The 22243-nt window shown below is 54.1% G+C and carries 27 protein-coding genes; 16 read left to right on the top strand and 11 right to left on the bottom strand.

Annotated elements, in window-relative coordinates; all coding sequences use genetic code 11:
- Together VMC84_RS04135 and frhB are read left to right on the top strand one after the other, a co-directional pair.
- Positions 1-489 (top strand): 4Fe-4S binding protein (locus tag VMC84_RS04135; protein WP_325378416.1); only part of this gene is annotated, 489 nt, incomplete at its 5' end.
- Positions 490-502: 13 nt separating this feature from the next.
- The gene (gene frhB, locus VMC84_RS04130; protein WP_325378415.1) at positions 503-1405 is read left to right on the top strand and encodes a coenzyme F420 hydrogenase subunit beta; all 903 of its coding nucleotides are present in this window, start codon (positions 503-505) and stop codon (positions 1403-1405) included.
- A 711-nt stretch (positions 1406-2116) separates the two neighbouring features.
- Here the strand turns inward: frhB and VMC84_RS04125 are convergent.
- Positions 2117-2470 carry a NifB/NifX family molybdenum-iron cluster-binding protein gene (locus VMC84_RS04125; RefSeq protein WP_325378413.1) on the bottom strand — a complete coding sequence of 118 codons (354 nt, stop codon included), beginning with the start codon at positions 2468-2470 and terminating at the stop codon, positions 2117-2119.
- Between the two features lies 1 nt (position 2471).
- Positions 2472-2858 carry a NifB/NifX family molybdenum-iron cluster-binding protein gene (locus VMC84_RS04120; protein WP_325378411.1) on the bottom strand — a complete coding sequence of 129 codons (387 nt, stop codon included), beginning with the start codon at positions 2856-2858 and terminating at the stop codon, positions 2472-2474.
- A 75-nt stretch (positions 2859-2933) separates the two neighbouring features.
- Between VMC84_RS04120 and VMC84_RS04115 the strand changes: the two genes are divergently transcribed.
- The 4 genes from VMC84_RS04115 to VMC84_RS04100 all read left to right on the top strand — a co-directional run bounded on the left by VMC84_RS04115 (position 2934) and on the right by VMC84_RS04100 (position 5825).
- Positions 2934-3227 (top strand): hypothetical protein, encoded by a 294-nt coding sequence (locus VMC84_RS04115; protein WP_325378410.1) that lies wholly within the window; start codon positions 2934-2936, stop codon positions 3225-3227.
- A gap of 42 nt (positions 3228-3269) precedes the next feature.
- The gene (locus VMC84_RS04110; protein ID WP_325378409.1) at positions 3270-4556 is read left to right on the top strand and encodes a UDP-glucose/GDP-mannose dehydrogenase family protein; all 1287 of its coding nucleotides are present in this window, start codon (positions 3270-3272) and stop codon (positions 4554-4556) included.
- 149 nt (positions 4557-4705) lie between these two features.
- Positions 4706-5305, top strand: coding sequence for a LysE family transporter (locus VMC84_RS04105; RefSeq protein WP_325378407.1), 600 nt, complete (start codon positions 4706-4708; stop codon positions 5303-5305).
- 88 nt (positions 5306-5393) lie between these two features.
- Positions 5394-5825 carry a hypothetical protein gene (locus VMC84_RS04100; RefSeq protein ID WP_325378406.1) on the top strand — a complete coding sequence of 144 codons (432 nt, stop codon included), beginning with the start codon at positions 5394-5396 and terminating at the stop codon, positions 5823-5825.
- Positions 5826-5827: 2 nt separating this feature from the next.
- Here VMC84_RS04100 and VMC84_RS04095 read toward each other — a convergent pair whose 3' ends face one another.
- The gene (locus tag VMC84_RS04095) at positions 5828-6676 is read right to left on the bottom strand and encodes a ribose-phosphate diphosphokinase (protein ID WP_349256739.1); all 849 of its coding nucleotides are present in this window, start codon (positions 6674-6676) and stop codon (positions 5828-5830) included.
- Between the two features lie 111 nt (positions 6677-6787).
- Here VMC84_RS04095 and VMC84_RS04090 point away from each other — a divergent pair, with 111 nt between their 5' ends.
- From VMC84_RS04090 to VMC84_RS04080, 3 genes are all read left to right on the top strand, one after another.
- Entirely contained in the window at positions 6788-7597 is an 810-nt protein-coding gene (locus VMC84_RS04090; protein WP_325378402.1) for a molybdopterin synthase, read from the top strand.
- A gap of 10 nt (positions 7598-7607) precedes the next feature.
- Complete coding sequence (gene glmM / locus VMC84_RS04085) at positions 7608-8945, top strand: phosphoglucosamine mutase (RefSeq protein ID WP_325378401.1); 1338 nt, start codon at positions 7608-7610, stop codon at positions 8943-8945.
- Positions 8946-9728: 783 nt separating this feature from the next.
- A complete protein-coding gene (locus tag VMC84_RS04080; RefSeq protein WP_325378399.1) occupies positions 9729-10850 on the top strand; it encodes an aldo/keto reductase in 1122 nt (373 codons plus the stop codon).
- Here the strand turns inward: VMC84_RS04080 and VMC84_RS04075 are convergent.
- The gene (locus VMC84_RS04075; protein ID WP_325378397.1) at positions 10847-11185 is read right to left on the bottom strand and encodes a hypothetical protein; all 339 of its coding nucleotides are present in this window, start codon (positions 11183-11185) and stop codon (positions 10847-10849) included. The genes VMC84_RS04080 and VMC84_RS04075 overlap by 4 nt on opposite strands.
- A 77-nt stretch (positions 11186-11262) precedes the next feature.
- Between VMC84_RS04075 and VMC84_RS04070 the strand changes: the two genes are divergently transcribed.
- Positions 11263-11937, top strand: coding sequence for a hypothetical protein (locus tag VMC84_RS04070; protein ID WP_325378396.1), 675 nt, complete (start codon positions 11263-11265; stop codon positions 11935-11937).
- A 70-nt stretch (positions 11938-12007) separates the two neighbouring features.
- Here VMC84_RS04070 and VMC84_RS04065 read toward each other — a convergent pair whose 3' ends face one another.
- From VMC84_RS04065 to VMC84_RS04050, 4 genes are all read right to left on the bottom strand, one after another.
- On the bottom strand, positions 12008-12235 hold the full coding sequence (locus VMC84_RS04065) for a hypothetical protein (RefSeq protein WP_325378395.1): 228 nt from the start codon (positions 12233-12235) through the stop codon (positions 12008-12010).
- Positions 12236-12470: 235 nt separating this feature from the next.
- On the bottom strand, positions 12471-12875 hold the full coding sequence (locus VMC84_RS04060) for a ferritin-like domain-containing protein (protein ID WP_325378393.1): 405 nt from the start codon (positions 12873-12875) through the stop codon (positions 12471-12473).
- Between the two features lie 38 nt (positions 12876-12913).
- Positions 12914-13120 carry a hypothetical protein gene (locus VMC84_RS04055; RefSeq protein WP_325378391.1) on the bottom strand — a complete coding sequence of 69 codons (207 nt, stop codon included), beginning with the start codon at positions 13118-13120 and terminating at the stop codon, positions 12914-12916.
- A 292-nt stretch (positions 13121-13412) separates the two neighbouring features.
- Entirely contained in the window at positions 13413-13811 is a 399-nt protein-coding gene (locus VMC84_RS04050) for a zinc ribbon domain-containing protein (protein ID WP_325378389.1), read from the bottom strand.
- 111 nt (positions 13812-13922) lie between these two features.
- On the opposite strand from VMC84_RS04050, the gene VMC84_RS04045 reads away from it, so the two are divergent.
- On the top strand, positions 13923-14606 hold the full coding sequence (locus tag VMC84_RS04045) for a hypothetical protein (RefSeq protein WP_325378387.1): 684 nt from the start codon (positions 13923-13925) through the stop codon (positions 14604-14606).
- 408 nt (positions 14607-15014) lie between these two features.
- Here the strand turns inward: VMC84_RS04045 and VMC84_RS04040 are convergent, their stop codons facing one another.
- Positions 15015-15437, bottom strand: a complete 423-nt coding sequence (locus tag VMC84_RS04040; RefSeq protein ID WP_325378385.1) for a hypothetical protein — start codon at positions 15435-15437, stop codon at positions 15015-15017.
- A 565-nt stretch (positions 15438-16002) separates the two neighbouring features.
- Here VMC84_RS04040 and VMC84_RS04035 point away from each other — a divergent pair.
- Positions 16003-16185 (top strand): hypothetical protein, encoded by a 183-nt coding sequence (locus VMC84_RS04035; RefSeq protein WP_325378383.1) that lies wholly within the window; start codon positions 16003-16005, stop codon positions 16183-16185.
- Positions 16186-16414: 229 nt separating this feature from the next.
- On the opposite strand, the gene VMC84_RS04030 is transcribed toward VMC84_RS04035, so the two are convergent.
- Positions 16415-16543, bottom strand: coding sequence for a hypothetical protein (locus tag VMC84_RS04030; protein ID WP_325378425.1), 129 nt, complete (start codon positions 16541-16543; stop codon positions 16415-16417).
- Here VMC84_RS04030 and VMC84_RS04025 point away from each other — a divergent pair.
- The 3 genes from VMC84_RS04025 to VMC84_RS04015 are packed head-to-tail and all read left to right on the top strand — an operon-like array spanning position 16511 to position 20026.
- Positions 16511-19228, top strand: coding sequence for a PAS domain-containing protein (locus VMC84_RS04025; RefSeq protein ID WP_325378423.1), 2718 nt, complete (start codon positions 16511-16513; stop codon positions 19226-19228). The genes VMC84_RS04030 and VMC84_RS04025 overlap by 33 nt on opposite strands.
- Complete coding sequence (locus tag VMC84_RS04020; protein WP_325378381.1) at positions 19229-19600, top strand: response regulator; 372 nt, start codon at positions 19229-19231, stop codon at positions 19598-19600.
- A 54-nt stretch (positions 19601-19654) separates the two neighbouring features.
- Entirely contained in the window at positions 19655-20026 is a 372-nt protein-coding gene (locus tag VMC84_RS04015) for a response regulator (protein ID WP_325378379.1), read from the top strand.
- Between the two features lie 655 nt (positions 20027-20681).
- Here VMC84_RS04015 and VMC84_RS04010 read toward each other — a convergent pair.
- Positions 20682-21128, bottom strand: a complete 447-nt coding sequence (locus VMC84_RS04010) for a zinc ribbon domain-containing protein (RefSeq protein ID WP_325378377.1) — start codon at positions 21126-21128, stop codon at positions 20682-20684.
- 178 nt (positions 21129-21306) lie between these two features.
- On the opposite strand from VMC84_RS04010, the gene VMC84_RS04005 reads away from it, so the two are divergent.
- Entirely contained in the window at positions 21307-22137 is an 831-nt protein-coding gene (locus VMC84_RS04005; RefSeq protein ID WP_325378375.1) for an alpha/beta hydrolase, read from the top strand.
- The last annotated feature ends 106 nt before the right edge of the window (positions 22138-22243 follow it).

Raw genomic sequence — 22243 nt, 5'->3', positions numbered from 1 at the left:
GTAAAATTGATTAAGGAGACCAGAGAGAAGGCCGGCCTCGTAGTCGCATACGGCGGCTGCGCGGCTACAGGCAACGTGTTGAACTTCGCGCGCGGCGGCCAGTGGAACCAGCCCCAGCACGAGTCATACGTGCCCATCAACCGGCTCGTCAAGGTCGACGCATACATACCCGGCTGCCCGCCGTCGCCAGAAGTAATATACAACTTCTGCATTGCGGCAGTGACCGGTGACACGGAGTACCTGAAGCCATTCATGGCCAGCGAGGCCGGCGGCTACCACTGCGGCTGCGACCTGAACACCCGGGTCATAGAGAACGCTCTCTGTATAGGCTGCGGCACCTGTGCTGCATCCTGTCCGACCAGGGCCATCGAGATGGTCTATGGAAGGCCGAGCTTTAACAACATCCGCTGCATCAAGTGCGGCGCCTGCTCGTTCGCGTGCCCGAGGAGCTTCTTGCCGGTGAACAAGATCAAGAGTCTGCTGGTGTGAGGAGGTTACAATAATGCCATTCGGAACATACAAGGAAGTAATGGCCCTCAAGGCCAAGGACGGAAAGATCGCCGGCGTCTCCCAGGACGGCGGCGTCGTGACCGCGCTGCTCTGCTACGCGATGGACAAGGGAGTCATCGACGGCGCCCTCGTCGCGGGCAAGGGCGACAAGGAAACCCCGTGGCTGCCCAAGCCCATAGTCGCTACCACCAAGGAAGAGATCATAGCGTCGGCCGGCACGAAGTATACCATCAGCCCGGTCGTGGCCGTTGTCAAGGACGCGGCCCGTGAGTACGGCCTCGATAAGATCGCGGTCGTCGGTACCCCGTGCCAGATATACGCTATCCAGAAGATGAGGCTTTACGGAGTCGGCGCAAGGCATGTGCCCGACAAGATCGCCCTGACATTAGGCATCTTCTGCACTGAGAACTTCTCCTACGCAGGCCTCAGGACCATCATCGAGGACCACTGCAAGGTGCCCATCGACTCCGTTACCAAGATGGAGATCGGCGGAGGCAAGTTCAAGGTCAAGGCAGGCAAGGAAGTCGCAATACCCATCAAGGAGACCCACAAGTACGAGCAGGAAGGCTGCCACGTTTGCAGCGACCTGACCGCAGAGTTCGCCGACATCAGCACCGGCTCCATCGGCACGCCGGACGGCTGGTCGACGGTCTTCACCCGGTCCACTAAGGGTAAGGACTTACTCGCGAAGGCAATGGCAGACGGCCTGTTCGAGAAGAAGTCCATGGACGAGTTCAAGTCGCCCACGACTCCGCCCGCTCCGGGCAAGAAGCCGATAAAGACCGGCCTCGACCTGCTGGAGCAGATGGACAAGCAGAAGAAGGACAAGGCAAAGAAGACCTTCGACGAGCGCAAGGCCCTCGGCCTGTTCGTGACCCCCGAAATCGTATACTGAGAGTCAGTTGCAAGCCTTCGGGCTTGCTTTTCTATTTTTTTAGTGCTAGTTTTAATTTCATAAGATTGGAATATTTATAAAAAGATTTAAGCTTAATTATTAAATTAAATATTGTTATAGCTTAATCATGCCTTCACCCACGGCCGGAGGCAAAGCAATATATCGTGCAGTTACGGGGAGCTTTATGGTCATATGTCGATCCGGGCCTGCTTAATTCGCCTCTATCAGGCCATCGGTGGGATGTATGAAGTGTGGCGGGATGCCTGAGGTGGCCGATGAAGGCATCCTATTCTCCTTATAGACGCTTTAAAATTGAAATATTGAAATGCAGTTGTTTGTTTTTATCAAGACACTCGAAAATAGAATAAGAATGCTCTAAAAGACGTTTTCAGCCTCTAAGTGGCTCGAAGCCGGCTCTAAGTTCTCTAAGACTTATTAAAAATCGTTGGTGCCGCCTGGTGATTAAATAAAAATTCCGTGAGGCCTGGTGTAACCTTGGTGCCACTTGTAAGCATATGGTTTCAACTCCACCAAGTTTACACCAGGTTGCACCAATATTATTTTATATCACCAGGCGGCACCAACTTATTTTAAAATATTTAATAATGTCTTAGTGTAGCTTCAGGCCAGCTTCGTGTAGCTTCGTGGCTGAAAAATCTTCGAGTCGGCTTTATTATTTTAGCGTAGCTTGTAATGCGACTAATTAAGCAGTTATTCCATATCGCCCGCGGTGCGAACTTCGGTGAGCATCCCGGCCTTGTAGTCCTCGAAGGCCTGCTCCACGTCACCGACGGCTCCCCGGTAGATCAGCAAGCCGGCGTCCAGGAGCTCCTTGATCATGTGCGGGCCGATGCCGCCGGCGAGGACGATATTGACGCCCTTCTCGCCCAGCAGCGCGGCCGGAGTCTTATGCTCCCTCAGGTCGGCTCGGTCAGAGACAAAGTCTATCTTCACTATTTTGTCGCCTTCGACGTCCAGTATAGCGAAGTGCTCGCTCATCCCGAAGTGCTCGTTTATTTCGGAGGCCGTGCCATTCACTGCCACGACGGGGATTCCCAGCTTCATGTTAGCAGCACTCGCAGGACCCGTCTTTCTTGCAATCCGAGCTCTCGGTGAGGTGGCCGCCGGCGTACTGTTTTATTGCGTCCCTGGCGGTGCCGGAGGCCCCGAGGAAAACGCGGATGTTGTTACCGACGAGCGAGAGCCGCTCCTTTTCGGCTATTTTCCCCAGGATGACGGCCTGGACGCCCTTTCCGGCAAGCACGAAAGCCATTGCGCCCTTCACGCCCTTCGCCTCCTCGGGGACTGCGCTGGGCATGGCTTCGAGAGCCGTTATCTTATTGCCGTCGGATTCCGCGAGCAGGAAAAACTTGCACTTCGAATAATTGTCCGCGACCGGCGAGTTAAGCCCTTTTTCATCGTTGATAGGGATGGCGATCTTCATATGTACCATGGATAATATGGCCTGCTTCGGATAAAAGCTTTCAGCATCATAAAATATATGTGCGGGCGGAGATATTCTCGCATTGTGGCCTACGATATCGTAATCACGAAGCCCTGCACCGACGCCCCAGGGCGCTTTATAGCCGAGTCCTCGTTCGGCAGGAAGTTCAATATGGGCAGGCTGTGCGCTTTACTAAGGGCGATCGACGGGGCGAAGTGCTCCGAGAGCCTTGGCGTCGCCCGGTGCGATTTCAAGGGCTGGACGCTTATTTTATACAGGAGCGGCCGCATCGATATCCGGAAAGTCGTCGACGTGGGAGATGCCCGGGCGGCCATGGCCGAGCTGGAATCGGTGCTCGCCGGAGCCTTCGAGCCATAGTAAGCTATATGGCCGTTCAGGACAGTGAAGTAAATGATTTTCATGAGGATCAGCATCATTGGCACCGGCTATGTCGGCACGGTCACGGGCACATGCTTCGCTCATCTCGGCAATGACGTGATCTGCGTCGACGTGGACTCTAAGCGTGTCGAGTCAATGAACGCGGGCATCCCGCCCATCTACGAGGAGGGCCTGGAAGAGCTGCTCAAGGCCCATGCCGGTAAGAACCTGAAGGCGACGCTGGACTATGACGAGGCGATCGCCAATTCGGACATTTCCTTCATCTGCGTCCCGACGCCGACCGACGAGAGCGGTAAGATCGACCTGCGCTTCGTTAAGGAGGCAAGCCGGAGCATCGGGCAGCGTCTCAAGAAGAAGAATTCGTACCACGTGGTCGTCGTAAAGAGCACGGTGGTGCCCCAGACGACCCAGTCCGCCATTACGCCCATCCTGGAGGAGGCGTCGGGCAAGAAAGCCGGCATCGACTTCGGCGTGGGCATGAACCCCGAATTTTTAAGGGAAGGCAAGGCGGTCCACGATTTCATGCACCCTGACCGAATCGTCATCGGTGGCGACGACCCGAAGGCGCAGGGCATCATAAAAAGCCTCTATAAAGGCTATAAGTGCCCGATCCTGGAGGTCGACACGAAGACCGCCGAGATGATCAAGTACGTCTCCAACTCGTTCCTGGCCACGAAGATCTCGTTCTCCAACGAGGTCGGCAACATCTGTAAGCGTTTAGGGATCGATACTTACAAAGTGATGGAAGGCGTGGGCCTGGACGCCCGCATATCGCCCTACTTCCTCAGCTCGGGCCTGGGGTTCGGCGGCAGCTGCTTCCCGAAGGATGTGAAGGCGCTCATCGGCAAGGCGGCGGAAGTCGACTACGAGCCTGAGCTGTTGAAGACGGTCCTGCTTGTGAACGAACACCAGCCTCAGATGCTGCTGAGGCTGCTAAAGATCCACGTCCCCGACCTGAGGGGCAAGAGAGTCGCCGTGCTTGGCCTGGCCTTCAAGAACGATACGGACGACATCCGCGAGTCGAGGGCTATTCCCGTGATAGGCTCCCTGCTCGCCGAGGGCGCCCATGTCGTGGCCTATGACCCCATGGCAACAGGACATATGAAGCGGGTGTACCCTAACATCGAGTACGCGAAAACGGCCGACGAGGCTCTCGTGGACGCGGACGCCTGCATCGTGGCCACGGAGTGGGCCGAGTTTCGAAAGCTGAACAGCTTCGATAAGATGCGGAAGCCCGTCGTCATCGACGGCCGGAAGATGATCGACCCGAAGGGCAAGAACATCATCTACGAGGGCATTTGCTGGTAGGGCCCTCTTCTCTTTTATTATTTTTTATCGCCACAAAGCTTACACAGGGGCACTATTTTTCACCACAAAGGCCAGCAGTTCCACGTTTGTAACGATACAAATAACCGTATAGCATAACATTTTTGGTATCAGCCGCTTTTGTGTTTGCGATGCTCGACGTGTATCACCTGGCCTCTGGCATTCTCATCGGCCTGTCGCTAGCCGTGCCGCCGGGCCCTGTAAACGCGGTCATCGCAGCCGAGTCGGTCAAGGACTCCTACGTCAACGGCATCAAGGTGGGGCTGGGCGCGCTAACGGCGGACGCCACGTTCCTCGTCATCGCGCTCATCGGCGTGGCCATCTTCTTTAACAACGAGACGGTAAAGACGGTCGTATCGCTGATCGGGGGCGTCATCCTCGCCTATATGGCGCTCGGGATACTAAAAGACTTCAGGAAGCCCATACAAGAAAGCGGTAAAAAGGACATCAAGAACTACTATCTTACGGGCGTAGCCATAGGCTTCACGAACCCGGCGGCGATCCTGTGGTGGATCACTGCGGGCGCGGTCCTTATCGCCAGCACCGACATCGCCGGCATCGCGGGCTTTTTCATCGGCGTCATTCTCTGGGTCACGTCCTTCTCCGTTACGCTCCATTACGCGAAGTCCAAAGCGCAGTGGATCTACCCCGCAGTCATAATCATAAGTGGCGTAGCGCTCTTGTTCTTCGGGGCTGTTTTAATATATAACGGCCTGCAAGCCATTTTTTAAATGGCAATTAGCCTGGAGAATATACATTTTATCCGTTAGAGAAATCATTTATATCGCTTTTTCTAAACATAGCATGCGGGGCAGATCTATGGATAACCTGGAAAAAGCGAGCGTCAACGCCGGCATCATAGGCGCTATCATCATGTGCCTGGGCGTCGCGGTACTCGCTTACGGCTGGCTCGCACAGAGAGAGCAGTTCACATGGTTCTACTATCTCTACCTGGCGATAAACGTCGCCGCCATGGTGGTCGCGGGCATCCTGTCCGGCGTCTTTTCGATCGCCCACATAAAAAGGGACAGGGACCTTGTAATGCCCGGCTTTATCGCCGGCGTCATAACCGAGGCCATTCCCGTGGCCGTCGTGTTCATCATTATCGCCCTGTATAGCGGCTCTGAGACCGGGTGGGTCGTGCTCGCGCTGAAGATGCTTTTCCTGCTTATCGTCATGGTCGCCGTCTCGGCGCTCATGTCCGCCGCCTACGTGGTCATCAGGCGGATGTGGAAAAGCCCGGGAAAATAGGTTTATTTTTTAATGGCATCTGCGATGACCGAAGCAACGCTGACCTTGCTGATGGCCTTTTCCAGCGTATCGGTCGTCAGGATGTCCTTGACGCCGGCATCGTGCAGCTTCAGGTACGCATTGTTCACGAAGACGCCGTGGACGCACGCCACATATACGTCCCTGACACCCTGGGCCTTTAATAATTTTATGGCTTCGGCGATGGTGCCGCCCGTGCTGATGATGTCGTCCATCAGCACCACATCCCTGCCCTTGATATCCAGGTTCTTCGGGGCGATCTTGACCTCTTCGCCCGAAAGCCTGGTCTTCTCGAGATAATCGTAATGTAAGTTCCTGGGCTCCGCCGCGGAACGAACGAGATTCAGCGCGCCGTCATCGGGAGCGAGAATGGTCGTATCCCTAAGCTCCATGCCATCGATGTAGTTGCCCAGCTCGGGCGCGGCGTTCAGGTCGACGGCGGGGCACGGGAAATATTTCAAAACGGAACGGTCGTGAATGTTGATCGTGAAAACGCGGTCGGCCTTGATACACTTTGCCAGCGCCCTGGCAGTGATCGGCTCGCCGGGCCTGAAGCGCTTGTCCTGGCGGGCGTAGCCGAAGTACGGCATGACGGCCGTGACGCTCTTCGCCTCGTCGCAGGCGTCGATCAATTCCAGCAAAAAGATGAGGTCGGAAGCCTGGAAAGTGCTCTGGATGATGACGATATCGTTATTTTTTATGTCACCGGTGACACGGCAATATACTTCTCCGTCGGGAAAATGCTTATACTCCGTCAGGTCCACGCCGCAATCTAACAGCGATGCCACGCGGGTCGCCAGAAGCTGCGATGCCGGCCCCGCCACGATCCTCACGCCCATGATAAGACCACTGTCCTGCCTTAACCGCTTTTAGGTCGCTAAAGCATATTAAATCTATGGCCGGCATAACATTTAATGTACATACGCATCATATTTTAAGCCGCTATGAAGGTCATTTCCATCGTCGGCTACCATAAGGCGGGCAAAACGACCCTCGTGGAACGCCTCGTGGGGGAGCTCTCGAAGATGGGCCGCGTGGGCACGATCAAGCACACCCGCGAGGAGATCCTGCCGCTTTCCGGGGATACGGAGCGCCACCTGAACGCCGGCGCAGCGGTCACGATCGGGGTCACCGCGACGAGGAGCATCGAGATCGTCAGGAGCACGGACGTCGATAAGGCGCTGGACCGGCTGGCCGGCGAGGGCATGGATTTCGCCGTGGTGGAGGGGTTCAAGCAGAGCGATCTGCCCAAAATTGGCATCGGGGACGTCGAGGCTAAGAACGTGGTAGCCCGCGTGGACATCAACGCCCCAGCCGATGAACTTGTAAAGATCGTAATGGAGCAGCCCGAATACGTGACGCTGGACAGCCTTGTAGCAAAAATAAAGAGAAGCCCCAGGTACAGGGAGGCGGGCGCCATCGGCACCTTCACGGGCGTCGTCCGCGAGATGGCCGACAACGAAAGGACGGAGGCTCTGGAATTCGAGAGTTTCGACGCCGTAGCGAAAGAGCGCATAAAGGCCATAGAAGATGACCTTAAAATGCGAAAGGGCATACTCGAGGTCATCATATATCATAAGACCGGCCGCATAGAGGCCGGCGAAGACATCGTATTCATCGTTATATTATCCGGGCACAGGCAGGAACTATTCCCCGCCTTGAGCGACGCCATCGAGCGGGTCAAGGCGGAAGTGCCCATATGGAAGAAAGAAAAGACCGTATCCGGCGATTTCTGGGTACACGACGTGCACTGAGGTTATTGTTATGGGATTATTCGGGACGAATGGCGTGAGGGGCATAGCGAATGTGGAATTGACGACCGAAATGGCGATGAGCCTGGCGAAGAGCTTCGGCACTTTCAGGCAGGGCACTATCGCGGTGGGACGGGACACCAGGGAGTCAGGGGACATGCTCAAAGGGGCCGTCATCTCAGGGCTGCTTTCCACGGGCTGCAGGGTCGTCGACCTGGGCATCGCCCCCATCCCGGCCGTCCAGAATTACGTGAAGAGATGTGACATGGATGGCGGCATCATGGTCACGGCATCGCATAATCCGCCGGAGTACAACGGCATCAAGGGCATCGCCCGAGACGGCACCGAGTATTCCCACGAGGACGAGGCGGTCGTCGAGAAGCTCTATAATTCTCACGAGTTCGCCAGGGCGCCGTGGAGCCGTACAGGGGGCCTGAGCTACGCCGACCCAAAGCCGCTCTACATCGACGGCATTGTCGCCACGGTAAACGCGGAGGCGATCAGAAATAAAAAATTCAAGGTCGTCGCTGACCCGGGGTCCGGGGCGGCCAGCCTTACAACCCCGTTTTTATTGCGTAAGCTGGGCTGTAAGGTCGTCACGCTAAACGCCCAGGTAGACGGGACCTTCCCGGGCAGGAACCCGGAGCCTACGGGCAGCGAGATCAACGATCTGAAGGCAGCCGTCGTCGCGGCGGGCGCCGACCTGGGCGTAGCCCACGACTGCGACGCCGACCGGGCCGTGTTCGTGGACGAGAAGGGCCGGTTCGTCAACGAGGACGTCCTGCTCGCCATCATGACGGAGCACATCCTGAAAAAGAGCCCCGGCGCCACCATCGTCACGCCGGTAAGCTCGTCCTCGCTCATCCAGGACATCGCCGATAAGTACGATGCGAAAGTCATCTGGACCCAGGTGGGCAGTATCCACGTGGCCCGGACCATGATGGCTACGGGCGCCGTGTTCGGCGGCGAGGGCAACGGGGGCCTCATCTTCCCGAAGTTCCAGTATTGCCGGGATGGGGGAATGTCCGCCGCCTCGATGCTGGAGATGCTGGCGCATACGGGCAAGAAGCTTTCCGAGATCATCGACGCCATGCCCGCGTACCACAGCGTCAAGGACAAGATAAAGTGCCAGGATAAGGAGATGGTCATCCGCAGGATCGAGGCCCATACGAAGGGCGAGAATGTCGATAGCACTGACGGGCTAAAGATCTACCGGCCCGAGGGGTGGGTGCTCATCCGGATGTCCGGCACGGAGCCCATTGTCCGGGTGTTCGCCGAGTCGAGGTCCGCCGGCGGGGCGAAAAAGCTCGCTGACTATGGCGTGGGCCTTGTTAACCAATTTAATAATTGATTAGCCGGGCATAATATTTCATTTTCCTTTTGGATATTGCCAATGAACCGGGCTTTGTAGCTTTGTAACTTACATGTAAAAAAATTAGTGAACCATAGTGCCATCGGGCCTTCAGTAGCTTCGTGTTTGTTTAGTGTCCATTTGCCATTTTTTCCACTTTCGTACAGCCCCCCGGTTTTTCAACACGAAAACACGAATTCTTTTATATCCCACGTAAGTCTCGATAATCACTAAGGCTCATGCCTGGCGCTTAAAACACTAAACAACCTCCCGAATGGCACGAAAACACTAAAGGATTGAACCACGAGGACCGCATGCTCCTTATGCTTTATTTAATATGCTTTCTCTAGTGTTTCAAGTTAATTTAGCGAGGTTCGCGCATTCGGGAAGTTGTTTGGTGTTTTGACGCCAAAGCATCCACTTTAGTGCGGTTCGTGCCCCTTACGTGAGACTAAAAAGTCTTTCGTGCTTTAGTGTTGAAAAACCGAACAAATCAGCGAACCACACGAACAAAGGACAAACGATCACAAAACAAACACGGAACCACTGCCCCCTGTGGTGAAAATAGTGCCCTCATGCTCTTTAAAAGCTTAAAACCAGAATAAAATTTTAAGGCGAGCAAGCAGGCGCCTCTACTATAAGCACATAACTGCTGTCTGTGAAATTCCGTGCCGCCGGCCTATGGGACGAGAAACTGAACTATCCCAGCATTTTCTTTCGAAAAGCATATGAGCCGCCAACGGTTAACATAGTCTTTATAAACACTCGATAGAAGGCCCCATAATGCTCTACAGGACAATGAAGAAAGCCGGCAAAGACCTCTCAATTCTCGGGTTTGGCTGCATGCGCCTGCCGGTGCTCCCGGACGGACACGTCAACGAGCCCGAAGCGACCCGGATGATCCGCTACGCCATCGACAATGGAGTGAACTACGTGGATACCGCCTGGCCATACCACAATGGCGAGAGCGAGCCCGTCGTCGGCCGGGCGCTCAGGGACGGGTACCGGGAAAGGGTCAGCCTCGCAACCAAGCTGCCTACGTGGCTCGTCGAAAAGCGGGAGGACATGGACAAATTCCTCGACCAGCAGATGAAAAAGCTCCAGACGGATCGCATCGACTTTTACCTTATACACTCTCTCACGGGTGAAGGCTGGGAGAATATTGAATCGCTCGGCGTAAAGGATTTCCTCGACGACGCGCTGGCCGACGGGCGCATCGGCCACGCAGGGTTTTCGTTCCACGACCGGTATGCGGCGTTCAAGAAGACCGTGGACGCCTATGACTGGACGTTCTGCCAGATACAGTATAACTATATGGACGAAAAGTACCAGGCCGGCACCGCGGGGCTCCGCTATGCGGCGAAGAAGGGCCTGGGAGTCGTCATCATGGAGCCGCTGAGGGGCGGCCTGCTGGCGAAACATGTGCCCGCCGCCATCGACATCTGGGCCAAAGCCGATGAAAAGCGAAGCCCGGCGGAATGGGGACTGCGCTGGGTCTGGGACCACCCGGAGGTCTCCGTCGTCCTGAGCGGCATGAGCAGCATGGAGCAGGTAGAAGAGAACCTCGTCGTCGCAGAAAAAGGCCTTCCAGGATCTCTCACAAAAAAAGACCTGGCCATGGTCGGCAAAGTCAGGAAAATGTTCCGCTCGCGCATGGCTGTCCCCTGCACCGGGTGCGGCTACTGTACGCCCTGCCCCAACGGCGTCGACATACCGGCCTGTTTCGAGAACTACAACACTGCATGCATGTACGAGGACGTGGCTTCCTCTAAGATCCGGTACCAGTTCGTCGGCGAGGGCAAGGCCTCGAAATGCGAGGACTGCGGCCAGTGCGAGGAGCGCTGCCCCCAGGGAATACCGATACCGGAAAAGCTGAAAGAAGTCAGGGCGATATTGGAAAGCTAAGCGCGCCAAATGGGGCCGGAACCCGAGATCTTGAGCTCGAGCAGGGCGACGTCTCCCAGCATCTTTATTTCGCCGGCCGGTGCCGCCATGGCGACACCCTCGTGGACGATCTCGTTATAGTCCTTTAGCCGGAGAGAGACCTCGATGCTTGACCCTTTGAGGAGGCCGAAAGCATCCGGGTCGCTGCCAGCGTACCATTCGCAGTCGAAGGAGCCATCCCAGTCGCCGCCGGGAAAGGACCTTACTTCCCACTGCCCGATACGGGCTACCAGCCTGCCGCCAACGAAGGCCTCGCCCCGGGGGCCCGCTATAATGCCGACATCCATAGCTTTCATTCCCGATAATTAACCGGTAATAATATAATCTATATAGCCTATAAGCCTTAAATCATACGTGACAGTGAGGACTCTATATGGATCACAGGAAAACGCTCATACTCATACTCCTGATCGCCGCCCTGGCGCTCGCCGGGTGCGTCTCTTCTTCCGGCAGTAATTCGGCCACGACACAGCCGAAGGTAGTCGCGACCATCGGCGATCCGACACCTGTCCCGACGGAGCCTCCCGAGCCCACCGTGGGCCCCACCTGGACGCCCACCCCGACACCGGTACCGCCGGCGTTAACGCTGTCCGATTTCAACCTCCAGGTAAAGATAAACGGCGATGCGAAGGAGTGGACTCAGGACCCCAGCCAGGCACAGCCCGTGAACGCCCAGTATGCCGCACGGCAGGACACGGCGACCTTCACGGTCACGAACACGGGCAACGCGACATTGAAGAACCTGGTGATCGTCTATGACGTGGCCACGCCCATGACCACCATCGTCAACGGCCAGGAATTCAGCACCATGACTCACCAGAGTAAAAATGCATCCCTGGATACGCTTAACCCGGGAGACTACAGGGATGTCACCATTGAGTCGCCCATTTATGGCGCGATGCTCACGGCCAACCTCACGATAACCGCTAACTGGAACGGCGGGTCCCTGGACCTGTACATGGCCACGCTGGAGCCGAATTTTGCGAGCGGCACGTCCTACACGCCGGCGAACGACATATCCCTTAAAGAGTACGGCTCGGCCTCATAGAGACCGCTTCTCTGTTATTGATGTTTCTGTGCTGGATATGCCGGTTTACTTCCTGGCCATCGTCGAATGATCAGCCAGGTACCCGGCGGGACATCATAGAGAATATGATGCCCCCGAGCGCGATGATGGCGCCGAAGATGACCATCAGCTGGGCGGTCAGCGTGTAGTCCAGGGGCGTCTTTTGTACGTATTGCGTCAGCAGAGAGCCGATGCCGACGCCCGCCGCCAGCAGGACTGTAATGACTGCGATCTCCCAGAGCTTCGAAAGCACTTTACTCATGCCATCTTTTACTCCCATATTATTCCTCCTATATAGCCGCCGGCCTCGTGCTCTTCGCCACCAGCACGCCGGGCGCCAGCAGGAGAAGCAGGGTGCCGAAGATGATGTTGAAGATGGCCAAAAGCAGGGACACGACTCCCCGGAGCATCACGGCCCGCCAGAAGTCGTTGAAATAGCCTAAAGTTCATGCACAACCCCAACCAATAGACACTTCCATCCGCCGATTATTAAAAATAGTGGCGGGAATAAACGGCTAAATACGGGCAAGCCTTTCCTTAAACTCTTTCCGGTGGCGGCGCTCCTCGTCCAGGATATGCTGCGCAACGCCCACGACTTCCGGGTCGCCGGCCACATTGATGATGTGCTTATAAATGTCAATGGCCTCAGTCTCGAGCACGATCTGCCGCTCGAGCTGACTCTTAAGGTCCCGTCCCCCGAATTCGAGCGCACGGTGCTCCATTATCGGCTCGCCTCCCCGCTTCGTGATCAGGTCGGCCAGCCACCACATGTGGCGCATCTCGTCGACGGCGATGGCCTCAGTGACGCGGCTGGGGTCACAGTCCCACATGACAAAAGAATTACGGACATATGTAAGCGAGTTCTCTATCTCATGGACGAACGCCGCATTGAGTAACCGTATGATCTCTGTATTATCCATATTATGAATTATCGCCGGACGCGCAGATATATTTAGCTTTAGAAATCAGTATATTTAAAGTAAGTCAGGGCCAGCAGGCCAATCGAGAAGAGCATGCCGACCACCATGTAGAGCGGATTCCGGTCCCTGATGAATAAAGCGAGAGCACCGAGAAAGACCAGCGCGTTCAGGAAGCCGGCATAGTTTATTATCGAATTGCCCTTCTTGCTCCGGATCATCTCCGTCGTGATGGCCGAAGTCAGCATAATGAATAACGCCGTTAAAAATACTATTATCGATAGATCCGTCTTAATGCCCCCAATGACTCGAATCTTATTTAGCGCTTTTAGTATATAAGTGCTAGACCTGCCCCCCAAACCGCTTTTGAAGCTGGTCACCTTATCGAAAGGGTTCGTTTCCGATATCTCGGGCGGTAAGGACGTGGAACTGTTAAAAGATATGATAAGGCAGGGCAACGACCTGGCGCGCAGCTTCGGGAGCCCGGAGACGGAAAGGCTCAACGGGAACCTGGGCGAGCTCGACATCGGGACGAATGAGCTAAGCCTGCGGCCGGCCGCAGACCGGGCACAGGGCCGCGTTCTCGTCCATGAGGCCGCCGCAATAGGGACACCGGACCTTGATGACTTCCTTAATGACGACGTCGGACTTTTGTTCTTCAGCCTGCCGGAGCCCGTTCATCTTCGCCATGAGGCCGAGCATACCGTCGTTGAACATGAAGTTAAAGGGATAATAGACGCTCTCGTTGACGCCGTTCTCGCGGTACTTGATGACCAGCTTACCGCTCACGAAAAAGTTCGCCCGCCGGAACTCGATATCCACGATATCCTTCAGTGGTATGACGCGCATCAGGGCCAGCGGCATCTGGACGTGGACCCGGTCATCGTAGAGCTCAATGAACTGGGCCATGTTTTCAACCCTGTACAGAAGTTCGGGCATTTTTCCACCGCGAGCTTTATATAGCGCATATCTTGGTTTAAAGGTTCCCTTCGCCGGGAGAAAAGCCTAAAAATATGCCGTGCCCAATATCATAAATAGCAGGTAGTGTTTATGGGGAAGGTTAAGGCACTATTGTTCATCGTCGTTATCGCGCTCTCCATATGCGGATGTATTACCGGGGCGTCGCCTTCGGCGACTCCGGCCCCGACGTCGGCTCCCGCTCCGACGCCCTTGATATACATTGGCGGCGCGGTGATCGACCCGCGAGGCGCTCCCGTATACGACGCCCGGGTCGCCCTATGGCAGGGCGACCATCTCGTGGATGCGCCCGGCAGCATCCAGTACACGGACGAAAAAGGCCTGTTTAATTTCACGAACCTCACCCCCGCCCATTACCAGATCACCGCGGACATCCAGGGCCACCAGGGCACGGTTGACCGGCGCTTCAATGACTCGACGACGTCTATCGAGATAATCATACCCGATTATACGGTACCGAGCGTGACCGTTATAGCGAGCCAGATACCGGCGAACATGCCTCACTTTGAAGTCGTGCGCACCGGGCCGACGACGGTCGAGGTACGCCTGACGAGTTTCGGCGGGGCTACGGGTATCCGGGGATTCTATGTAAAGAGCCCATATATCACAACCCCTGAGCTTGTCGCGGTCGATAAGCCCCTTGGCGAAAGCTGGTCCGCCATGATTACCGACCCGAACCTGCGGGCTCCGGCTCACCTCATCGCGTCGTCCTGGGTGAACGGCAACTACGCGGAAGTCATCAATACGACCATTTAAGCCACTCTAAACTTTTCAAGAACGCTCAAAGACTTTTCAGCCACGAAGTTACGCTAAGTGGGCCTGAAGCTGCACTAAGATATTTCAATATTTTAAAAATCGTTGGTGCAGCCTGATGTAATCTTAGTGCCGCCTGGTGATTGAACAAAAATTCCGTGCAGCCTGGTGTAAACTTGGTGCCGCTTACTAGCACAAGAGTTTCACCCCACACCAGGCGGCACAAAATATAATTAAATTTCTTAGAGCAACTTTGAGCCAGCTTTGCGTCGTTTCGTGGCTGAAAAGTCTTTGAGCAACTTATTATTTTTTAGAGGGGCTTGGCAGGTATATTGAACAGGCGGCCTCCTGCACGTCCCCACCTTATTCATGCCAGAAGCCGCCTTCAGATGCTGAATAATCTTTTACTACTTACTTCGCGATGCCGCCGATGGGCGCAATAGCCGGCGCGGCGCACACGGGAGCGCTCACGCACGAAGATGCAGGCAGGCATGCGGGAATATGCACTGCCGCCGGCACCGGGACGGGCACGGCAGCACCGCCGAAGCCGGAACAGTAAACGCCCGGAGAGCCCGCATAGGAAGACCCGGCGATGGCGCAGCTCGGTATAGTGCCGCAGCCGAACGGGGCGACCCCGGTACTCAGCAGGCCGGAGCCGCAGACAGGGCCGAATCCGGCGGGCGCCGCGAGCGCCTTCGACGGGATGCCCCAGCCGCTCACGAGGCCGTTAAGCCCGAAGCCCGGGCCGTAGAAGTTCGCCATGGAGGGCGCCGATACGAGAAGTAAAAGGCCTATACTCAAAGCAGTCACTAACGCTTTTCTTGCCATTTCCATAAATCCACCCCTATTCCAGCTTCTTGTGGAACAAAATAAATAGGTTGTCATGGGGAAATACGGAATTTTCTATCGGCACTAATATATCTATTGGCTTAATATTAATATCCATTTTATAATGATAGTCTGTATTATTGCAGTTAGCCGATCTGTAAAGGCGATTTGTAATGATAAATATCTAAAATACGATGATATTATACATCATCAGGTCAGATTATTCTTTATAGGGTGTCTAAAATAATCGCTTACTAACCAAAGTTTACATATTCAAAAGCTATAATTTTACCATTATAGGTTAGTGGTTCATGGCGTTTTGTAATATATCGTATTACGTCGCTGCATTACTATATTAACCTTTAACTCGATTAAAGGTTAAAGATAAAATATTTCGCTTTGATTGTTGAGTGGTCACAATTAGTTGATTTTCACAAATAGGACGAAAGATCTCATATCCATTTATATCGCATAGCCAGAGCATGCCAATTCTATAGTAAGAACGAATGCCGCCTAATTTGTAATTATATTGAATAGCAGGCCTTTTTTAAATCACGAACTATACGTCAACGTGCCCGGCGTCCCCATTAAGTGGAACGACGATAACAAGACCAGGGACCATATCCTGAACATGACGCCCGAACAGCGGAAAGAGCTAGGCATTAACAAGTCGACGTTGTGGTATATCCCGAAGAATCTGTGCGACGGCAAGAAGGTCATGTTATATGATAAGGCGAAGGCTAAAATCGTATAATGTTAAGGATCGTGTATAATTCGTTAGCGGTTACTATATTATAAACTATTTATAATAGTATGTAGAGGTTTTATTTCATAGTAAATTAATTTAATCTCTAAGCGATAACATATCTGGCGTTTAGTGTTAATGTTGGGGCGGCATGGCGGGAAAAAGTAGATCTATGGAAAATACCGGCGGTTCTTGTCGTAGAGTAGATGCCGGAGATAAAGACCAGCTTATCACCGAGCTAAAAGATCGTATTGCTGTTCTGGAAAATGAACTCCGGTTTAAGCAGGAAGATGCCAGTTCTACTGTCGTTACCGAGCGTAAGGATGCGCTGCGTATGGCCGGGGACGAGTTTGAACTGGGGGTGCATGAGAAGCTGATCTTAGACAATATCAACGCTGCGATTGCTTTTCACGACGCCGAGAACAACTTTGTTTGGGCGAATAAGACCTACATGGATTACGTGGGCGTGCCGATGTCGGAACTAAAAGGCCGCAAGTGTTACGCCTGTTGGGGGGTGGATCGGCTCTGCCTGAACTGTCCGGTCGCCCGTGCGATTCGGACCGGGGAACCGCAAGAGGGTGAGATGACACCCGAAAACCAGCCGCACTGGCCTGTCGACCAAGGCTCCTGGCTGGTTCGCGCGGCTCCCGTAAGGGATAGTGATGGGAAAATCATCGGCGCCATCGAATTGGTCCATAATATCACCGGTCGGAAGCGGGCAGAGGATGCGCTGCTTAAGGCCTGGAACGAGCTTGAGCAACGGGTGCAGGAAAGGACTCTCAAACTTAAACGGTCTAATGACAATCTGTTTACCCAGATCGATGAGCGCAAGCGGGCCGAGGAGATGCTGCGACAGGCCCACGATAAGCTTCAGGCGACTCTCGATAGCATTACGGACGGCTTGCTTATCCTTGACCACAACTGGCGCTACACGTATTTCAGCGAGGTTGGCGCAAAGTTGATCGGTATGCGCCGTGAGGATCTTATCGGGGGGTGCGTCTGGGAGCTATTCCCATACTCCCGGGACTCATTGTTCTATAAGGAGTATCACCGGGCCGTCGAGACCGGACAGCCCACGCATTTCGAAGAGTACTACCCTGAGCCGATAAACAAGTGGCTGGAGTGCCATTGCTATCCCGGCGTAGAGGGCTTGTCCGTCTACTTCCGCGACGTCACAGAGCGTAAGCGGGCCGAGGAGGCGCTGGCCGCAGCTTACAGGCAGTTCCAGAGCATTATTGACAACACACCGGCTTTGGTCTATGCTTTCGATCTGGAGGAGCGCTTTGTGTTAGTAAATACTGCCTGCGCAGAGTTGCTTAACTCCACGCGGGAACAGATTATCGGGAAGAGACGTCACGAGTTCATGCCTAGGGAGAACGCAGACTGGCATGAGGCAAACGATCGCCAGGCGATCGAGGCGGGCAAGGCGCTGGAGTTCGAGGAGTACAGTCAGCTCAAAGGCCGCTCGATTACATGGCTTACGACAAAGTTTCCACTCCGCGACACCCAGGGGAGGATATACGCGGTAGCTGGAATTTCCACTGATATTTCGGAGCGCAAGCGGGCCGAGGAGGCGTTGCGTAATAGTGAGCGCCTGTACCGGGCCATCGGGGAGTCAATCGACTACGGTGTCTGGGTATGTGCCCCGGACGGGCGCAATATCTATGCCAGCGAGTCGTTCCTCAAGCTCGTGGGGATGACCCAGCAGCAGTGCTCGGATTTCGGCTGGGGGGGCGTGTTGCACCCGGACGATGCCGAGCGTACATTAGCCGCGTGGAAAGAGTGCGTGCGCACCGGCGGCAACTGGGATATCGAGCACCGCTACCGCGGAGCGGATAGTTTGTATCACCCCATCCTGGCGCGTGGCGTGCCGGTAAAGGACGAACAGGGGAATGTTATCTATTGGGCCGGCATCAACCTCGACATCAGCAATATTAAGCGGGCCGAGGAGGCATTACGGGAGAGCGATGAGCGGTTCCGTGCCCTCGCCGATAACATTCCCAACCTGGCCTGGATGGCGAATGCCGACGGCTGGATCTTCTGGTATAACAAGCAGTGGTACGATTACACGGGCACGACGCTGGAGGAGATGCAGGGATGGGGCTGGCAGAAGGTCCACCACCCGGACCATATCAAGTCGGTGATGGAAGAGTGGTCCGCATCTATCAAAGCGGGTGAGCTATGGGAGGATACGTTCCCTCTGCGTGGCAAAGACGGTAACTACCGCTGGTTCCTTTCCCGAGCCACACCCATAAAAGATGAACACGGTAAGATCCGGAGGTGGTTCGGCACTAATACGGATATTACCGAGCGCATGCGGGTCGAGGATGAGTTAAAAGATGCCAAGATGCAGTCTGAATTATATCTCGATTTGATGGGCCACGATATCTCTAATATGCACCAGATCATCGTTGGTCATCTGGGGTTGGCGCAGGAGGTCATCGATCTGGACGGTAAGCTGGGACGCGAGGACAAAGAGATGATAGATACCAGTCTTAGGACGTTGCAGCGGAGCATCCGGCTGATCGATAACGTTCGTAACTTGCAGAAGTTGAGGGCGGATAATGTTAAGCTTGAACGTATTGACCTGGGCGAAGTGCTCGACGAGGCGGTAAAAGGATATATAGGCCTTCCGGGACGGGATATATCTATCGACTATAATTCTGTTCACGGCTTCTTTATTACGGCTAACCAGTTGATCAAGGATGTTTTTAACAACCTGCTGGACAACGCGGTTAAGCACTGCGATGACCCGGTCAAGATCCATGTGGCCGTAAACGCTGTCGACGGTAATGGTTGTCGCCTATATGAGGTTGCGGTCGAGGATAATGGTCATGGTATCCCGGACGATAAGAAAGCCGAGATTTTTAACCGGTTGAAGCGGGGCGAGACGAAGGCGAGGGGCACTGGCCTGGGCCTGTACATCGTTAAAACGCTGGTGGAGGGCTTCGGTGGCTCGGTAAAGGTGGAGGATCGGGTTCCCGGAGATCATACGAAGGGTGCGAGGTTCGTTCTCCTTATACCCGCAGACGGGGGGGGGGCGAAAAATTAGATGATTAATGATGTGAGCGTGGCGATCGTTGATGACGAGCGGGACCTGGTGCGGACCTACGAGTTGTTGTTCAAGCGTCGTGGCATCCGGCTGGCTTTCGTGGCTTACGACGGCCACAGTGCCATCGAAAGGTTCAATAATACCGTTGATAAGCCGGGCGTGGTCATCATCGATTACCGGCTGCCGGACATGGACGGCCTCGACTTGATGAAGGAGGTCTTAGCGCTGCGGTCGGGCACGAAGATCGTTTTCATCAGCGGCGACGACACCGTCCGACAAGACGCCATGGATGCCGGCGCGACGGTCTTCTTGAAAAAGCCAGCCGATATCAAAATGATCACTGAGACCATCAATGCCCTGATAAACAGCTAATGCTATCTTCATAGTTGCAATGTGCCTCGGCAAATACATAAATCGGAGATTTTAATGAACGGTAAGCCCTCCATCGCTATAGTGGATGACGAATTGGATATATGTGCGTTACTGACAAATGTCTTCCAAACAATGGGCGCATCCGTATGTTTCATCGCCCCCGATGGTCCTGAAGCCATCGAGAAGTTTAAAAATGCTGACCCTAGGCCCGGGGTCGAGATCATCGATTACCGGTTGCCTTCGATGAGCGGCCTCGATGTCATGAAGAGAATATTGGCTATCGAGCCCCGCACACGGATCGTCTTCATCAGCGGCGACGAGAGTAGCAGACAGGAGTCCTTGGATGCTGGCGCCACGGTCTTCATGAAGAAGCCCGCAAGTATTAAGACAATAACAGATACCGTGACTAGGCTTATCGACCTATGATATGGCTGACACCAGGTTCGTGGTCATGCTGCCGGCGGTGGAGAAATGACGAACCTTATCATATGTTTATTTCATAAGGCCGCAGAGCAGCGATTTGCTAAATACGACGAGTGCAGTATAATTCGTGAAAAGACTTAAAGGTTAGTAATTTGCCCAAATTGGCAATAATATTTATATTGCTTGCTGCATAAGCATCGATTGTAAGTGTCGGAATCTAGCCTTTTTCTCATATACACTTAATGAATTATGATAATTATTTTTATAGTTAAGGCGCTCATAAGAACATGAATCTTTAGGAGCGATGGAAAAGGTCAACCGAGTGTTCATCGGGCCGCAAAAAAGATTTTACGGCCTCTACCGTCGCCGATTTGATGTTATGTTATTAAAGATATAATCAACATTTAAATCATATAAAGGAGGAAGGCAGTTTGTGATATGTTGTAAAATTATTCTTAATAACATTCCACTCCATAGGAAAATTAATGGTCATTGAGTATTAGTATAAACATTACCTCCGATGGGTATTAAAATAAGCATTAATTTGGATTTATTTAGAAAAGCATTACCAGAAATACGGAATTACTCTGCTATAGTCTATTAAAATAGGGGACTGTTAAAAAACTCCGAGCGCTAAAGTAAAAAAAGTTTATCGAGTCTATTCAATCCTGGGGGTTCCGCAGCCCGGGCAAATGACCACGCCGGGCTTAATGATCGACGAGCAATAAGGGCACTGCACAGCGTCGGCCGTCTTATCGGCCAACGCCAGAAAATCGATGGCATCTTTCATATGATACACGTTCGCCATCCGGTCGATCATGGTCGCCACCAGCGCCTCGATAGGCTCGCCCATTAAAAAGTTGAAGGGCATGTACATTTTTTGAAGGGTATCGTTCTCTTTGAAGATTATGACCAGCTTCCCGGATAGGAAGAACCATGCCCGGCGAAACTCCAGGTCGACGATATCCGTGAGCGTTATCCTGAACTTCGGCGCAAGCGGTAGCTGTACACGCAGCTCGTCCTCGTAAAGCTCTATGGAATGCGCTACCATATCCACCTTTGCTAATAGTTCCGCCATCTCAAACCACGATAGACTATCCGCCATATGCCATGATTAAAATAACAAATGATTATAACGCTTAAGCAGGCACTCTAAAAAAGAATCGTTGGTGCCATCCGGATATTTTATACCGGAACACTGACAATTTGGGCGTCAGCGTCGGCCTGCCATAAATGCCGGCTGATGCCAATACTTATTATCCCGATGCCCCAATATTCCATTCATGTTCTGCGAGGTCGGCGGGGTCAGCATCTACTATGAAGCCCGCGGCGAGGGCTTTCCCGTATTGATGCTCCACGGCTACGGCATCGATCATAACGTAATGATCGGCTGCATGGAGCCTGTATTCGAAGGCCGCCCTGGCTACCGGCGCATCTACATCGACCTGCCAGGCATGGGGCAGTCAAAGGCGCCCGACTGGCTGGGCAACTCTGACCAGGTGCTTGACCTGGTCATGAAGTTCAGTGAAAAAGCCATCAAGGGCAGCTTTTTACTGGCCGGAGAATCCTATGGCGGGTACATCGCCCGGGGGATGGTGAACCGGATGCCTTCAAGCATCGCAGGCCTGTTGCTGATCTGCCCGGTCATGGTCGGCGAGCGCGAGAAGCGCCAGCTTCCTCCCAGGACGGTATTTGTCCGGGACGATAAATTACTGGCGGCTATCGACCCCGAAGACCGGAAATTTTTCGAGCGGATGCTGCTGCTGCAGGATAGGCGGCGGTGGGAGCGGTTCCAGCAGGATATCCTCCCCGGCCGCCACAACGAGGATAAGGTTTTCCTTGAGCGCCTGAAAAAGCACGGGTACGAGTGCTCCTTCGACGTCGATAAGCTCCCGCAGCCGTTCGATAGGCCGTCCCTGATACTCGCCGGCCGCCAGGACGCGTCCGTCGGCTACAGGGACGCCCTGCAGCTCATCGACATTTATTCCAGAAGCACGTTCGCCGTCCTCGACCGGGCCGGGCACGGGCTCGAGGTCGAGCAGGAGGGCCTGTTCAACGCCCTGGCTGGCGAGTGGCTGGACCGGGTCGAAGAATATTTCCAAAATTCACCCTAGGCCGCTATTTTTATATGGCTCCTGTCTGCCGATATCAAAAGGTATTTATATAAGCGATAAGTCTAGATATCAACAGGGCTTAATTTAAAAAACGAAACAAGGGGGC

Origin of the sequence: Methanocella sp., from assembly GCF_035506375.1 — an archaeon.
GTDB lineage: Archaea > Halobacteriota > Methanocellia > Methanocellales > Methanocellaceae > Methanocella.
The sequence above is the reverse complement of the archived record's forward strand: the minus strand, read 5'-3'. Positions and strand labels throughout refer to the sequence as shown.